The 15,581-nt window shown below is 64.9% G+C and carries 14 protein-coding genes; 1 reads left to right on the top strand and 13 read right to left on the bottom strand.

Annotated elements, in window-relative coordinates:
• Nucleotides 1-111 precede the first annotated feature (111 nt).
• The 11 genes from lpqB to ACZYZF_RS28410 form a co-directional block, all read right to left on the bottom strand.
• On the bottom strand, nt 112-1,872 hold the full coding sequence (gene lpqB / locus ACZYZF_RS28360; protein ID WP_463744624.1) for an MtrAB system accessory lipoprotein LpqB: 1,761 nt from the start codon (nt 1,870-1,872) through the stop codon (nt 112-114).
• Complete coding sequence (gene mtrB / locus ACZYZF_RS28365; RefSeq protein ID WP_463744625.1) at nt 1,869-3,530, bottom strand: MtrAB system histidine kinase MtrB; 1,662 nt, start codon at nt 3,528-3,530, stop codon at nt 1,869-1,871. Before mtrB ends, lpqB begins: the two co-directional genes overlap by 4 nt.
• A complete protein-coding gene (gene mtrA, locus ACZYZF_RS28370; RefSeq protein ID WP_463744626.1) occupies nt 3,527-4,213 on the bottom strand; it encodes a two-component system response regulator MtrA in 687 nt (228 codons plus the stop codon). Before mtrA ends, mtrB begins: the two co-directional genes overlap by 4 nt.
• Before the next feature lie 52 nt (nt 4,214-4,265).
• A complete protein-coding gene (locus ACZYZF_RS28375; protein WP_463744627.1) occupies nt 4,266-4,898 on the bottom strand; it encodes a dTMP kinase in 633 nt (210 codons plus the stop codon).
• Between the two features lie 218 nt (nt 4,899-5,116).
• On the bottom strand, nt 5,117-5,785 hold the full coding sequence (locus tag ACZYZF_RS28380) for a hypothetical protein (protein WP_463744628.1): 669 nt from the start codon (nt 5,783-5,785) through the stop codon (nt 5,117-5,119).
• Between the two features lie 284 nt (nt 5,786-6,069).
• Entirely contained in the window at nt 6,070-7,530 is a 1,461-nt protein-coding gene (gene ahcY / locus ACZYZF_RS28385; RefSeq protein ID WP_463744629.1) for an adenosylhomocysteinase, read from the bottom strand.
• A 139-nt stretch (nt 7,531-7,669) separates the two neighbouring features.
• On the bottom strand, nt 7,670-8,293 hold the full coding sequence (gene alkX / locus ACZYZF_RS28390; RefSeq protein WP_463744630.1) for a TetR family transcriptional regulator AlkX: 624 nt from the start codon (nt 8,291-8,293) through the stop codon (nt 7,670-7,672).
• A gap of 53 nt (nt 8,294-8,346) precedes the next feature.
• Entirely contained in the window at nt 8,347-8,529 is a 183-nt protein-coding gene (locus tag ACZYZF_RS28395) for a rubredoxin (RefSeq protein WP_463837468.1), read from the bottom strand.
• Entirely contained in the window at nt 8,526-8,699 is a 174-nt protein-coding gene (locus ACZYZF_RS28400; protein ID WP_463744632.1) for a rubredoxin, read from the bottom strand. The genes ACZYZF_RS28395 and ACZYZF_RS28400 overlap by 4 nt, the downstream gene beginning before the upstream one ends.
• Nucleotides 8,696-9,859, bottom strand: a complete 1,164-nt coding sequence (locus ACZYZF_RS28405) for an alkane 1-monooxygenase (protein WP_463745273.1) — start codon at nt 9,857-9,859, stop codon at nt 8,696-8,698. Before ACZYZF_RS28405 ends, ACZYZF_RS28400 begins: the two co-directional genes overlap by 4 nt.
• A gap of 255 nt (nt 9,860-10,114) precedes the next feature.
• On the bottom strand, nt 10,115-11,584 hold the full coding sequence (locus ACZYZF_RS28410) for an amino acid permease (RefSeq protein WP_463744633.1): 1,470 nt from the start codon (nt 11,582-11,584) through the stop codon (nt 10,115-10,117).
• 156 nt (nt 11,585-11,740) lie between these two features.
• Here ACZYZF_RS28410 and ACZYZF_RS28415 point away from each other — a divergent pair, with 156 nt between their 5' ends.
• Nucleotides 11,741-12,574, top strand: a complete 834-nt coding sequence (locus ACZYZF_RS28415; RefSeq protein ID WP_463744634.1) for a class I SAM-dependent methyltransferase — start codon at nt 11,741-11,743, stop codon at nt 12,572-12,574.
• Nucleotides 12,575-12,659: 85 nt separating this feature from the next.
• Here the strand turns inward: ACZYZF_RS28415 and ACZYZF_RS28420 are convergent, their stop codons facing one another.
• Together ACZYZF_RS28420 and manA are read right to left on the bottom strand one after the other, a co-directional pair.
• Complete coding sequence (locus tag ACZYZF_RS28420) at nt 12,660-13,967, bottom strand: AurF N-oxygenase family protein (RefSeq protein ID WP_463744635.1); 1,308 nt, start codon at nt 13,965-13,967, stop codon at nt 12,660-12,662.
• Nucleotides 13,968-14,354: 387 nt separating this feature from the next.
• The gene (gene manA / locus ACZYZF_RS28425; protein ID WP_463744636.1) at nt 14,355-15,581 is read right to left on the bottom strand and encodes a mannose-6-phosphate isomerase, class I; all 1,227 of its coding nucleotides are present in this window, start codon (nt 15,579-15,581) and stop codon (nt 14,355-14,357) included.

Raw genomic sequence — 15,581 nt, forward strand, 5'->3', positions numbered from 1 at the left:
TGCTCCGCCACGGCACCACCGCCGGTTTCTACCTGTGGGTCGCGATCCCGGCGGCGGGACAGCCCTGGGGTGGAAATCGGCGCACCGCAGGCTCGACCGCGCGCCGAAGAGTCAGCCCGGCAGCACCGGCAACGAACCGGCAACCATCAGCGGCCGGACCTCGACCCACCCGGGATTGTTCTCACTGACCGACGCGGACAGCTGCATCACCCCGCGCGGGTCGGCGACGTAGACCGTCGAAGGATTCGCGGCCACCGTGCCCACCGGGACCTGCAGATTGCGGCTGGGCCCGTCCGAGTTCACCCCGTCGAGGTTGACGTAGGACACCGGGTGCGCCGGATCGGTTCGGCTGACCACGATGTCGTCGCCGGTACGCCAGGACAGCGACACCACCGTGTTGCCCAGGCCGAAGCCGAGACGCCTCGGATAGGTCAGCAGGAACTGTCCCTCGGGGGTCCGCTCGATGCCCGCCAGGATCACCTGTCCACCGATCACCATCGCCGCGCGGGTGCCGTCCCGGGACAGCTGCAGTTCGGTGATCGGGCCCGGATAGCGGGTGGTCACCGCCGCCGCGTCGACGGGAATGCGGGCCGGCACACCCGAGGCATCGCGGATCGCGCGCACCACGTTGGCATCGTCGACCACCACCCACACGGCCTGATCCAGCGACCAGCTCGGCCGGCTGACGGTGCGGCCCTCGATGGCCTTGGCGGTGGGCCCGCCCAACGGCCCCATCCACAGCGAGGCGGCAGTGGCTTCCGGGGCGTCGGGCAGGACCACCACCGACGCCGCGTCCTGGCCGTTGCGCGACACCGCGGCCGAAATCTGATTGGGCGCCGAGCCGAACGCCCCCGGCACCCGGGTGGTCTGTTGCCCGTCCAACGCCACCAGAGAACCGCCGACCAGTGCGTGCAGACCGGCGGCCGCGCCGGGCACGGCCCCGGGATCGGTGGCCGCGACGTCCGAGGTCTCCCAGCCGTCGGCGAACCGGTCGTCCAGCGGTGCACCGTCGACGTTGATCACGTAGGGTCCACTGATCCCCGCCCGCGACAGAGTCCAGATGATCTGTGCGGCAAGCAGTTGCCGACTGTGCGGATCGGTGGTCGAGAGATTCTCGAGGTCGATCCGGGCACCACCGTAGCCGCGCCCCACCCCGGTCTTCCCGCCGTCGGCCCGGGTGACCGGACCGCGCAACCGCAACGGTGCGTCGAGCAGATTGCGTACCGCCCTGGCTATTTCCGGACGTGGGCCGGAGACCAGTTTGGAGATCAGTTCGGTGGCCAACTGGTCGGGATCGGACACCGCGACATAACGCGGGTCGGGCACGACCGTGGCACCGGTCGGGTCGACGAAATAGAGGGTGTTGCGCTTGTAGGTGGACTGAAACTGTTGCCAGTCGAGGAAAACCCCGTTGGGCAGCCGGTCGATGCGCCAACCGCCCGGAGTCTGGACGAGCTCGATGGGCCCGGGGTCGGGCAACGCGCCCTCCCCCGTCTCGAACACCCCCATGTCGGACAGCGATCCCAGGATGTCGGCCCGCATACTCACCGAAACCCGGTCCGCGCCGCGGGTTTCGACGAACACCACTCGGTCGAGCAGCAGTGCGCTGCCGGCGTCGTCCCACGAGCTGGACGCGGACTCGGTGAGGAACTGCCGGGCCGCCAGGTGTCGGTTCGCGGGATCGGCCGTGGCCTTGAGGAATTCACGCAGAAGCACGTCGGGATCCATGCCCGGCGCCGGTTTCGGCAGGTTCGGCGGTGCCGGTCTGTCGACGGTGCCGATCGCTTGCGGGGACGACGAATTCGGAATTCCCGCGCATCCTGACACCAGAACGACCAGACCGACGACCACCACCGTCAGCAGGCGCTTCACACGTTCTCCTCGGCATGCTCACGGTCACGGTTGGGACGCTGCCGCGACTTTTGCTGCTGTGAAGCAGGTTTCAACGGCAGCGGGCTGGTGGTCACCTTGTGGCCGCGCACCAGCGGCAGCGTCAGGCGGAAGCATGCTCCCTTACCCGGCTCACCCCAGGCCTCCAACCGGCCCTGGTGCAGGCGTGCGTCCTCGATGCTGATGGCCAGGCCCAGGCCGGTGCCACCGGAGCGGCGCACCCGTGACGGGTCGGACCGCCAGAACCGGCTGAACACCAGCTTTTCCTCACCGGGGCGCAGGCCGACACCGTAATCGCGCACGGTGACGGCGACGGTGTCCTCGTCGGCAGCCATCCGGATGCGCACCGGTTTACGTTCGGCATGATCGATGGCGTTGGCGATGAGGTTGCGCAGGATGCGTTCCACCCGACGCGGATCCACCTCGGCGATCACCCCATCAGCCGGCATGTTGAGGTCGAGCTCGACCTCGGCGTCGGCCGCCAGGTGCCCGACATTGTCCAGCGCGCTCTGCACCGTGGTCCGCAGATCCACCGACTCCACCGACAGCTCGGCCACGCCGGCGTCGTGGCGGGAGATCTCCAGCAGATCGGCGAGCAGGGTCTCGAACCGGTCCAGTTCGTTGACCATCAGCTCGGTGGACCGGCGCAGCGCGGGGTCGAGATCCTCGCTGTGATCGTGGATCAGGTCGGCGGCCATGCGCACCGTGGTCAGCGGGGTCCGCAGTTCATGGCTGACATCAGAAGTGAAGCGGCGCTGCAGGTTACCGAATTCCTCGAGCTGCTGGATCTGGCGCGACAAACTCTCGGCCATGTCGTTGAACGACACCGCCAGGCGGGCCATGTCGTCCTCGCCGCGCACCGGCATCCGCTCGGTCAGGTGGCCCTCGGCGAATCGCTCGGCGATACGTGAGGCCGACCGCACCGGCTGCACGATCTGACGGGCCACCACGAGGGAGATCGCCGCCAGCAGACCCAGCAGCACCACGCCACCGGTCGCCATGGTGCCGCGTACCAGGGAGATGGTGCTTTCCTCATTTTTCAGCGGAAAGATCAGGTAGAGCTCAAGATTGGGCACCGACGAGGCCGCCGGGCTCCCGACGATCAGCGCCGGTCCGGAGAACGCATCGGTGGCGACCGTGGTGTATTGGTAGCTGACCTGGCCGGCCTTGACAAAGTCACGCAGACCCTTGGGCACCTGTTGCACCGGCCCGGCCGCAGCGGCTTCGCGTGGTCCGTCGCCGGGAACCATCAGCACCGCGTCGAACGCGCCGGCCACGTCCGCGCGGGCGTCGGCCTTGCGATCGATCAGGGTGTTCCGGGCCAACTGCAGGCTGCTGTCGAGCGAACGGCTCTCTTCACCGCCGACGATGCCGCCGACCGTGATGCGGGCCCGTTCCACCTCCTCGGTGGCGGCCTTGACCTTGACCTCAAGGATCCGGTCCGTGATCTGGCTGGTCAGCACGAAGCCGAGCACCAGGATGACAGCGAGCGAGAGCCCCAGAGTGAGCGTCACGACCCGCAGTTGCAGCGAACGACGCCACACCAGGCTCACCGCCCGAACAAGCGTCCCCAATCCGCGCAACAGCGGGCCGGATCCTCCCCAGCGACCACGAATGCGCCGTCTGGAGCTGAAGATCACGGGGGTCCGGCCTTGTATCCCACTCCTCGAACGGTCAACACCACCTGCGGGTTCTCCGGGTCCTTCTCAACCTTGGCCCGCAACCGCTGGACATGCACGTTCACCAAACGGGTGTCAGCGGGGTGGCGATATCCCCACACCTGTTCGAGTAGCACATCACGAGTAAACACCTGGCGTGGTTTGCGTGCCAGCGCCACGAGCAGGTCGAACTCCAGCGGTGTCAGCGAAATCTGCTCGCCCTGACGGGTCACCTTGTGGGCCGGCACATCGATCTCGACGTCGTTGATCGACAGCAGCTCGGCAGGCTCGTCCTCGTTGCGGCGCAGCCGCGCGCGCACGCGGGCGATGAGTTCCTTGGGCTTGAACGGCTTCATCACATAGTCGTCGGCGCCGGATTCCAGTCCCAGCACCACATCGACGGTGTCGGTCTTGGCCGTCAGCATGACGATCGGGACGCCGGAGTCGGCACGCAGCACCCGGCACACGTCGATCCCGTTCATGCCGGGCAACATCAGGTCCAACAGGACCAGATCGGGCCGCAGTTCGCGGACCGCGGTGAGCGCCTGGCTGCCGTCCCCGACGACCGCCGTGTCGAATCCCTCGCCACGCAAGACGATGGTGAGCATCTCGGCCAGCGATGGGTCGTCGTCGACGACAAGGATCCTTTGCCTCATGGTGTCCATGGTGTCACCCGATCGCGATAAAACCGGGGTACCACACGCGGGTTTCTCGGCTTTATCTGCGGCTTAGCCGACCTGCGAGGGCGGCCGGGTCCACATCCGGGCCCGCGGTGGCCCATCGACCGCACCAGTCGGCGGCGGCCAGCGCGCCATAGACCGCCCCGGTGCGCCGCTGCAGTCCACCGTCGCGCTCGTAGGCGTCCTTCGCGCGATCGGCCTCGGTGTTGGCACGGTGCTCGGCCCGCTGGGCGGCCAGCTCGGTCGGCACGTCGAGCAGTACCTGCCAATCCGGCCTGGGGAGTTTGAGGCGGTCGAACTCGAGCTCGCGCACCCAGGCCACCGCCTCACCGTCGGCGTCCTGATGCAGCCTCGCCGCGCTGTAGGCGGCATTGGAGGCGACGTAACGGTCCAGGATGACGACGTCGTAGGCACTCTGCAGGTGTTCGATCTCCTCACGCGCGCCGGCGCGGTCGAGCGCGAACAGGGTGGCCATCGCGTACACGGATTCGGCCAGGTCGCCGTGGGCGCCGTGCAGCGCCTCGGCAGCCAGGTCGGCGGGCACCGACCGGTGGTATCGCGGAAATGCCAGGCTGCCGACGGACTTGCGATCGGCCTCGAAGGCTGCCCGCAGGCCGTTGGTCAATGTACGTTTGCCTGCGCCGTCGACACCTTCGATCGCAATGAGCACACTGGCGAGCTTAGCTTTGACGCCCCGCCCGTTGCTCCGGCGGCACGTAGCCCGGCGTGAATCCCCGTTCCTGCACAATGAGATTCAGGCCACCGAGCGAGCATTCCTCGATGTCGTCGGATGCGATGTCCGGTTTCAGGTCGGCATGGAAGATGGGCCGCAGGCGGGAGAGCGACGCAACTACTCACCGCTGGAAGCGCAACACACCTCACGACACCTCACGACGACATAAGTGTGACGGGCTTTCTCCTGATTGGCGGGATCGCATAACGGGAATCGCTCGCCACCCTCATTGCGCGGACCAGTTCGGCACCTGTGAGGTCTTGAATCGTCTTGCGCTCCAGGAGGTCCAGGTCTGCCGGGAGGGTAGGTGCTCCATCGGCAGGCTGCGTGAATTTCTCGAACATGCCCAGTATCACGAAAACCGGATACATTGGCACGGCCATACCCGGAAACAGGACCTTCGCCTGGACCGCATATCTTGGGCCCAGCGAATCGCTTGCCATGCTTGCGATCAGACCAGTCAACAGACTCAGTACTGCAAGCGCCAACAAATATCCCAACGAAGTCGCCCCCAGTCCGTGCCACTGTATACACGCAATAAGCACAAGCGGGAGCAGATGGATGCAGTAGGCAAGCGCGAGAGATGCGAATAGCATCATCAACCATATATCCGGCCGCGGCGACAAAAGTACTTTCTGGATCCAGCCGGGGATCGAGATGCCCACTTGGGTCAGATAACTCAGCATCCAGTCGATCGGCCCCTTGTGTACCGCAGAGTCCTGGTTAGCGAAGACCACCCATGCCAGCAAATATGAACTTGCCACGCCCATCAAGAACGATGAGTCGTCGCGTGCAAATTGGTACATGTCCTTTATCGACACCATGAATACAGATTAATTCGGGGGTCCGACAACCTTTCTCGCTTACCGATCGCGATGCGCTAGAACTTCCCGCAATCGGGGGTGTCGGTAATCCGTTGAACCGGTCGACGGTTCCAGCACGAGGCGTGACGGCTCGGACTTGATCAGGTCACCCGACGCTCCCGGCAACGGGCCCGGCGGTCCGCTTACGTCGGCGCGGAAGTGCCGAAAAGACGCAAAAACCCCCAAATCCACAGGGAAATGGGGGTTTCGCGACTGCTCGCGCAGAAGAAGCTACCTCGGGTAACTCAGTAGCGGTAGTGCTCCGGCTTGTACGGACCTTCGACGTCGACGTTGATGTACTCGGCCTGCTCCTTGGTGAGCTTGGTCAGCTGACCACCGAGTGCCTCGACGTGGATGCGGGCCACCTTCTCATCGAGGTGCTTGGCCAGGCGGTAGACCTCGTTGTCGTACTCGTCGTTCTTGGTCCACAGCTCGATCTGGGCGATCACCTGGTTGGAGAAGCTGTTGCTCATCACGAATGACGGGTGGCCCGTGGCGTTTCCGAGGTTCAGCAGCCGACCTTCACTCAGCACGATGATCGACTTGCCCGAGTCACCGAACGTCCACTCGTCGACCTGCGGCTTGATGTTGATCCGGGTGGCGCCCGAGCGCTCCAGGGCGGCCATGTCGATCTCGTTGTCGAAGTGGCCGATGTTGCCCAGAATCGCCTGGTCCTTCATCGCCTTCATGTGCTCGAGCTTGATGATGTCCAAGTTGCCGGTCGCGGTGACGACGATGTCGGCGTTGCCGATCGCCTCCTCGACGGTCACCACGTCGAAACCGTCCATCAAGGCCTGCAGCGCGTTGATCGGGTCGATCTCGGTGACCTGAACGCGGGCGCCCTGGCCGGCCAGCGACTCCGCACAACCCTTACCCACGTCGCCGTAGCCACAGATGAGCACCTTCTTGCCGCCGATAAGCACGTCCGTGCCACGGTTGATGCCGTCGATCAGCGAGTGCCGGGTGCCGTACTTGTTGTCGAACTTGCTCTTGGTCACCGAGTCGTTGACATTGATGGCCGGGAACGCCAGCTCACCGGCAGCGGCGAACTGGTAGAGCCGCAACACACCGGTGGTGGTCTCCTCGGTGACACCTTGGACCGACTCGGCGATCTTGGTCCACTTGTCCTTGTCGGTCTCGAAGCGCTTGCTCACCAGCGCCAGGAACACCTTCCACTCGGCCGGGTCGTCATCCTCGGCGGGCGGCACCACACCGGCCTTCTCGTACTGCGCGCCGCGCAGCACGAGCATGGTGGCGTCACCGCCGTCGTCGAGGATCATGTTGGCCGGCTCGTTCGGCCAGGTGAGCATCTGCTCGGCGGCCCACCAGTACTCCTCCAGGCTCTCGCCCTTCCATGCGAACACCGGGACGCCCTTGGGCTCCTCGGGAGTTCCGTGCGGTCCGACGACAGTCGCCGCCGCGGCATGGTCCTGGGTCGAGAAGATGTTGCAGGAAGCCCATCGGACTTCAGCACCCAGTGCCACGAGGGTCTCGATCAGCACAGCGGTCTGCACGGTCATGTGCAGTGAGCCGGAGATACGGGCACCCTTGAGCGGCTGCACGTCGTGGTATTCGCGGCGCAGGGACATCAGGCCGGGCATCTCGTGCTCAGCCAGGCGGATCTCCTTGCGGCCGAACTCAGCCAGCGACAGGTCGGCCACCTTGTAGTCGATACCGCCCCGGATGTCGGCCTTCAACTCGGTCATGTAGAGCCCTCTTTCAGTCGTGATTGCTTGCAAGCGCAGGGGTGCGCCGGACACGGCGACGCCACACGCAGATACCTCTAGCCTGCGGGCTCGCGGGACAGGCGCTCATGCGTTTTCAACAGCGGCGGCGCTCTGACAGCTACGGGGTATCTATGACACCGTAGCGCTCGGCGAATGGCGTCATCAGTCGGGCCAGGTCACCGGCCACATCGTGGTCCGCTTCGGGCGGCATCGACACGTAACTCATCGCCAGCCGCACGATCGCCCGGGCCAGAACGCCGGCGTCCTCATCGCTGGCTTTCATCCAACTGTTCTGAAAGGTTCCGGTCAGCCGCGTCGAGCATCGGGAGATGATCGGCCCGCTGCCGGTGGTGATGATCTGCAGTAGGTCGGGCTTGGAGGCCCCGGTGAGCAGTGAGATCACCAGAGGGTCGGCGGCCGACTCGAGGAAGAACGCGCGGAAGCCCTCAAGAAACGCCGCGTGTACTTCGCCGACGTTGTTGTTGATCGCCTCGTCGACGGCGTCGACGAGGCGATCCGCCAGGCGCATCGCATATCCCTCGGCCAGGCCCTGCCGAGAGCCGAACTCGTTGTAGATCGTCTGACGGCTGATCCCGGCGACCTGGGCCACGTGCGAGAGCGTGATGGCCGACCAGTCGCGGGTCAACAGCAGCTCCCGCATGCCGTCGAGAATGGAGTCGCGCAGCAGCACCCTGGATGCCTCCGCATACGGGATGCGTTGTTTGTCTCGCGGCCGACTCACACGGGCGACAATATCGCTTTCCGGGCGGGTTTCGAGCGCGTCGCCCGAAGCGGTCAAGGCCGTGCGACCTCGACCATCTCGAAATCGGTCTTCGCAGCACCACAATCGGGACAGCTCCAGTCCTCCGGGATGTCGTCCCATCGGGTGCCCGGGGCGATGCCGTCCTCGGGCCAGCCCTTGGCCTCGTCGTACTCGAATCCGCACTGCACGCAGATGAACAGCTTGTAGTCGCTCACTTGCTCACTCCTATCACCTCGAAATCGACTTTCTCTCGCACCGCGCAATCCGGGCAGCACCAGTCGTCGGGTACCTGGTCCCACGGAGTTCCGGCCGGGAAGCCTTCTCGCGGGGCGCCTTTCGACTCGTCGTAGGTGTAGCCGCAGCCGGGGCACTGGTAGGCGCTCACTGCTGCGCCCCCTCGCTGCCTGCGCCGTAACGGGCCAGCACCTTTTCGCGCAGCCGCGGCTGGATGTTCACCTTGGTGATGTCACCGTCGTAGTGCTCCAGCACCCGGTGGTCCATCAGCTTGCGCCACAACGGCGGCAGGTAGGTGAGCCCGATCAGCGACGCGTACCCGCTGGGCAGGTTGGGCGAGCCGTCGATGCTGCGCAGGGTCTGGTACCGCCGGGTGGGGTTGGCGTGGTGATCGCTGTGCCGCTGCAGGTGATACAGGAACAGGTTGGTCACGATGTGGTCGGAGTTCCAGCTGTGCACGGGTGCGCAGCGCTCGTACCGACCGGTCGGGAGCTTCTGCCGCAGCAGCCCGTAGTGCTCGAGATAGTTCACCGATTCCAGCAGGCTGAAGCCATAGATGGCCTGGATGACGATGAACGGGATCAGCGCGGGACCGAACACCGCGATCAGGATGCCGAAGAACACGAACGACATGGCCCACGCGTTGAGTACGTCGTTGGACCAGTGCCACGGTGACTTGTCCTGCCGGCGCAACCGCTGGGCCTCCAATTCCCAGGACGAGCGCAGGCTGCCGAACACGCTGCGCGGCAGGAACTCCCAGAATGTTTCGCCGAAGCGGGCCGACGCGGGATCCTCGGGGGTGGCGACGCGGACGTGGTGGCCACGGTTGTGCTCGATGTAGAAGTGGCCGTACCAGGTCTGAGCCAGCGTGATCTTGGACAGCCAACGCTCCAGCGAGTCACGTTTGTGGCCCATCTCGTGGGCGGTGTTGATGCCCACGCCTCCGAGCACACCCACCGACAGGGCGATGCCGATCTTGGCCGGCCAGCTCAACGCGCCGTCGAACCCGAGCCAGCTGAGGTCGGACGCGGTGAACAGATACGCGCCCATGATGACGCTCGCGTACTGGAATGGGATGTAGACGTAGGTGCAGTACCGGTAGTACTTGTCGTTCTCCAGCTGCTCCATCATCTCGTCGGGCGGGTTCTGGCCGTCCGGCCCGAACCTCAGGTCTAACAGCGGCAGCAGTACGTAGAGCAGGATCGGCCCGATCCACAACGGTGCCTGAGCGGCGGTGTGCCAGCCGAGCTGGTTGAGCGCCCAGACCAGCGGCAGCATCACGAAGATCGCCGTCGGGGCGATCAGTCCCATGAGCCACAGATGTCGTTTTTTGTCCCGCCACTGCCCGACATCTGCGACGTCCGGTCCATTCGAGAGTTCCGCCACCACGATGCGCCTCCTTTTGTGAGAGCTGTCACTGCAATGACTTGACTATAAGTGGGACTATGTCCGCTGTCTAGACATTTGACCATGTTTTGTAAAGATCGATGGGTGTGCGGGGTCACAGTCGGTGCCAGGTTCAGTTTGGTGTGGTGCGGGCGCTCCCCCGCCTCAGCGTCGCGATGCTCAGACGGTGGCGGCGTCCCGCTTGGCCAGCATGGAACGCCGACGGCCGTAAGCGAGGTACACCACTACTCCGATCACCATCCAGAGCAGGAACCGGATCCAGGTCAGCCCGGTCAGGTTGAGCATCAACCACAGGCACGCCAGGATCGCGGCGACCGGCAACACCGGCACCCACGGCACCCGGAATCCGCGCGGTAGGTCAGGCCGGGTCCGACGCAGCACGATCACCCCGGCCGAAACCAGCACGAAGGCGAAAAGCGTGCCGATGTTGACCATCTCCTCTAGTCGGCCCATCGGGAACACCGAGGCAGCGATCGCCACGAGAACACCGACGATCATGGTGATCCGGACCGGTGTGCCGTGGCTGCCGGTGACGGCCAGCCGACGCGGCAGCAGACCATCGCGCGACATCGCGAACAGCACCCGGGTCTGTCCCAGCATCAACACGATCACCACCGTGGTGAGCCCCGCGAGCGCGCCGATGGAGATGACCTTCGCCGCCCAGTGCACACCGTTGGCCTCGAATGCCGTGGCCAGGTTGGCGTGCCCGTCGGGTGCATCGCGCAGCACGGTGTAGGACACCATGCCCGACAACACCACCGACACGGCGACGTACAGCACGGTGACGATGCCGAGCGAGGCCAGGATGCCGCGGGGCACATCGCGCTGCGGATCGCGGGTTTCCTCGGCGGTGGTCGCGACGACGTCGAAGCCGATGAACGCGAAGAACACGATCGAGGCGCCGGCCAGCACGCCGTACCAGCCGTAGTGGCTGCCCGCCGCCCCGGTCAACAACGAGAACAATGATTGGTCGGCCCCGCTGGCGCCCTCACCGGCCTCGTTCGGGGGGATGAACGGGGTGTAGTTGGCGACGTTGATGTAGAACGCGCCGACGACCACAACCAACAACACGACCGACACCTTGATGATCGTGATCACCAGACTGAAGTGCGCCGACAACTTCGTGCCGACCACCAGCAGGACCGTCACCAGCGCGATGATCACCAGGGCGCCCCAGTCGACCGCCAGGCCACCAAAATCCGCTATGCCGCCGCCGAACCCGAACACTGTCCCGAGGTAGCTCGACCATCCCTTCGCCACCACCGCGGATGCGACGGCGAACTCCAGGATCAGGTCCCACCCGATGATCCACGCTGCGAATTCACCGAACGTGGCATAGGAGAAGGTGTACGCGCTGCCGGCAACGGGCACGGTGGAGGCGAACTCGGCGTAGCACAACGCAGCCAACCCGCATGCCACGGCAGCGATGAGGAAGGCAATCGAGATCGCAGGCCCGGTCAAGTTGCCCGCCGTCGAGGCGGTGATGGTGAAGATACCTGCGCCGATCACGACTGAAACACCGAAAACTGTCAGGTCCCACCACGTGAGGTCCTTGCGGAGCCGGGTCGACGGCTCATCGGTGTCGGCAATCGACTGCTCGACAGATTTGATTCGCCGAAGGGCAGACATAATCGGTTTGCCTCTCATCCGGGCCGGGGTCACGCAATGTTCCCATCACGGTGGCCGCCAACTGAGTAGGACGCACAAAGTTTCCACGGGAACGATCCCGTCGCACCTGTGTGGGGCCTACGTCACACTCGATGCCGATCGTGATACGGTCCGCGCATGGCTGAGCTCCCCTACTTTGACCTGCTGATAGACGAACGGCAGGCTGGTGGCGAAACCGGTCAGCTGTGGGAAAACCAGGTGCACTGGGGTTACTGGGAAAACCCCAAGGACGCCAAGGGCACCCGAGCCGACTACATCGCTGCCATGGAGCAGATGGACCACGTGCTGTTCGCGGCCGGAGAGGTTGCCGACGGGCAGAAGGTGCTGGACGCCGGCTGCGGGTTCGGCGGCACCATCCAGCAGATCAACGGCACCTACTCCAACATGGACCTCACCGGTCTGAACATCGACCCGCGCCAGCTCGCGGCGGCCGAGGCCCAGACCAAGCCCGTCAACGGCAACAAGATCGGCTGGGTCGAGGCCGATGCCTGCCAGCTGCCGTTCGAGGACAACTCCTTCGACCGCGTCCTGGCTGTCGAGTGCATCTTCCATTTCCCGTCCCGCGAGAAGTTCCTCGCGGAGGCAGCGCGGGTGCTCAAGCCGGGCGGCTACCTGGCGGTGTCCGACTTCGTGCCGACCCTGATGTTCTTCGGCAAGACCCCGATCTGGATGGCTATCCGTCCCCGGATCGCAAAGTCCTACGGAACGCTCGGAAACGTCCCGCTGCGGGGCTACAAGTCAATGGGCAAGCGTGCCGGGCTCCAGCTCGCGGCGAAGCGCAACATCCGCAAGAACACCTTGCCGACATATCCCTTCCTGCTCAAGTTCTTCCGCGAGCAGGGATCGGCGGATGCCCAGCAGACGATGATCGTCGGCACCCGGTGGATGAAGTGGCTGTCCAAGGTGGGCCTCATCCAGTACCGGGTGTACACGTTCCAAAAGCCCGCCTGACGGCGGCTACCACCATCTGAAACCGCTGAGCCACGTCGGTGCTCGTCGCCGACGTGGCTCATTGGTGCGAGGACTTGACGTCCCGTCACATGGTGGGCATGAATTCGGCAAGTGCCAGAATCATGAACACCACCAAGGCGAGGCCGATCAGCCCGCCCGCGGGAATCATGGCCACGCACACCACGACCCACACGAAAAGCCGCGGCCATTCAAAGGCCTGGTTCCCCGTCACGCCACCACGGCGTTCCCGGAGAGTGTGGTAGGCCGCCCATACACCCGCCCCGGCGGCGGCGCACGCGATGATCTTGGGACCGTCCGGCGCCACCAACAGGGCAACGCCCGCCATGATCGCCACCGCCGTGAGGCGTGCCGTCAGCGCGGTGTGAAGGCCGATCACGCGCGTGATCGCAGAACCGCGGTCCGGCTCGCCGCGGTACCGCGGTAGGCGCCCGTCGATACCCAGCATTCGCCAGATCCAACGCGACCATGCCGTCCGCAGTCCCAGATCCTCGGCTACTCGCCGAACGTCGGCGGCCGATTCCGCCATCATCTGGCGCGACTGATCACTCCGCCAGAACGCAGCCTTGAAAACCCGTCGCGGAACGCCGAATTGCCGGGCAAACGTGCGCGGCGGCCCCACCATCTCCCCGATCAGCCACCGCAGGAAGAACGGGAAAAGAATCGCGTACCACGCCCGCTTCCGCCGGCTGACGCTTTGCATTCGCTCGGCCAGTAGATCGTCGGCGAACGATATGTGGCGGGCTTCCTCCGCCAGGTGAATATAGGTGATCTTGTTCAGCAGCGGGGGCACGTGCGCTGCGCCACGATGCTGCAGAGTCTGCTGGAAGTGCAGCGGCTGTTCACCGCAGAGCACCCCGATGAACAGAATGAAGTTGGCGTAACCACCGATGAAGCCGAGGATCGGCCCGATCACCCGGGAACCTCGCCGCATTCCGGGCACATCCTCGCCGGTGCGGTTGATGAATTCCTGGAACATCTGGATGTGATTGCATTCGTCGATCAGTTCGTGGAGCAGGTACTGGAATACCGGCGAACCGTTCGGCATTTTCCCGGCGTAATGCACCACACCGCGGATCAGCATCATCTCGAACTGGAGCGTGACCTTTAGGGTGTTCGCGGTTACCCAGCGGCCCATGTCGATACGGCGCTGCAACGGCTGTTGGGCGTACCAGTCGGTCGCCGCGAGCGGAGCGCTCTCCGGGTCCAGTTGCCACCGCGGATCGTCGTCTTCCAACGCGTTGTCGGGTGCATCCCAGTCGATGTCAATGTTGGGATCGAAGCGTCGTCGGACCGTCGCACGAGAGAGGGCCTCCACCCTGTCGAAATAGAGGTCCCCTGCTGCTACGTCGTCCGAGTCGCTGACCGTTGTCATGTCCCTATCCGTTGATGCTGTGAGGTTCCTTGCAGAGGGTAGCAATCTGAGAGCCGAATCACGCCGTCAGCCACGGTATTGTGCCACGAGTTGTTGCACGTTCGTTAGACGTACGCCGCTGGGCAAACTCGGACGGCCCGGAACCCGGCCGCTGCAGCCCATCCGCCCGCAGGTGAACGGGCGCGGATCGCCGGCGCTGCGAGTGGCGCGGCAACCCCTGACCGCCTGGGCCCCCGCGCCTTTGGGGCGCGGCAGGTGCGCGATGCACCTTGGCGAGGTCCTAAGAATTCTTCTCATTTCACGGACACCGTAATGGGTACGCGCCGTCCGCGGGACCAAATGAGTGGCAACGTCAATTTATTGCGGTGCCGGACTTGGCGAGGCCGCTCAGATCCCGATGGTGACGCGGAACAGTTTCGTCGGCTCGGCGGCGGTCAACCGGATCGGACCGTCCTCGGCTGCCACCCAGGCCGCCATGCCGCGCTCTACGGTCAGCTTGTCGTCATCGGCATATATCACTGCCGCGCCTTCGATGCACAGCAGCAGCTGCGGACCATCGTGGTGGGAGTGCACGTCGATCTCGTCGCCGATGCGTGCGCCGTCGACCGTCAGCACCGACACCGCGAATTCCTGCGCGGGCGTCCGATAGATGGTTTCCGTTCCGTCCGTGACGGTTTCCGGGCGCAGCCGATCTTCAGGAGTCGGGCTGAAGTCCAGCACGCGTAGGAGTTCGGGAACATCCACGTGCTTCGGGGTCAGCCCACCGCGCAGCACGTTGTCGGAGTTGGCCATCACCTCGACACCGACACCGTGCAGATACGCGTGCAGATTTCCCGCGGGAAGGTAGATGCCCTCCCCCGGCTGCAGGCTGATGCGGTTCAGCAACAGGGAGGCCAACACACCGGCGTCACCGGGGTATCGCTCGCCGAGCTCCAGCACGGTCTTGACCTCGGCGGCGAATTTCTTTGCCCCGGAACGGATGTAGTGGACCGCCCCGTCGAGAACAGCCGGCACCAGCACGTCGAGATCGGGCTGGGGCGCGGTGATCCAGGTGGTGAACAGGGCTCGCAACCCGTCGGCATCGGATTGATCCGACAGCAGGTTGATGAACGGGTCGAGATCCGAAACGGCCAACGCCCGCATCAACTCCACCGTGCGGTCCACCGGGCGGAATCCGGCCAGCGCATCGAATTGCCCTAGCGCCACCAGCAATTCGGGCTTGTGGCTGCGGTCCCGATAATTGCGAATGGGGGAATTCACCGGAATGTCGAGCCGGTCCTCGCGGTCGAAGCCTTCCCTCGCCTGCACGGCACTGGGATGGGCCTGCAACGACAATGGTTCATCGGCGGCCAGAACCTTGACGAGGAAGGGCAGCGCATCGCCGAATCTGCCGATCGCCACGCTGCCCAGTTGCCCCTCGGGGTCGTCCTGGACCGCTTGCAGCAGCGACTCTTCACCGTGTTCGGTCTGCAGCCAGGCCGGGTCACCCGGGTGCGCACCGAGCCACAACTCGGCCTCCGGATGGATTGTCGGACTGGGCCTTCCGGTGAACTCAGCGATTGCAGTACGCGAACCCCAGGCATAGGTCCGCACCGCTCCCCGTAGAAGATGCAC

The organism is Mycobacterium sp. IDUB_24 (assembly GCF_055419385.1).

Coding starts and splice junctions, on each gene's coding strand:
- mtrA (WP_463744626.1), bottom strand. CDS start 4,213: ATGGACACCATGAGGCAAAGGATCCTTGTCGTCGACGACGACCCATCG.
- ACZYZF_RS28380 (WP_463744628.1), bottom strand. CDS start 5,785: ATGGTGTCGATAAAGGACATGTACCAATTTGCACGCGACGACTCATCG.
- ahcY (WP_463744629.1), bottom strand. CDS start 7,530: ATGACCGAGTTGAAGGCCGACATCCGGGGCGGTATCGACTACAAGGTG.
- ACZYZF_RS28405 (WP_463745273.1), bottom strand. CDS start 9,859: ATGGGACTGATCGCCCCGACGGCGATCTTCGTGATGCTGCCGCTGGTC.
- ACZYZF_RS28410 (WP_463744633.1), bottom strand. CDS start 11,584: ATGTCTGCCCTTCGGCGAATCAAATCTGTCGAGCAGTCGATTGCCGAC.
- ACZYZF_RS28415 (WP_463744634.1), top strand. CDS start 11,741: ATGGCTGAGCTCCCCTACTTTGACCTGCTGATAGACGAACGGCAGGCT.
- ACZYZF_RS28420 (WP_463744635.1), bottom strand. CDS start 13,967: ATGACAACGGTCAGCGACTCGGACGACGTAGCAGCAGGGGACCTCTAT.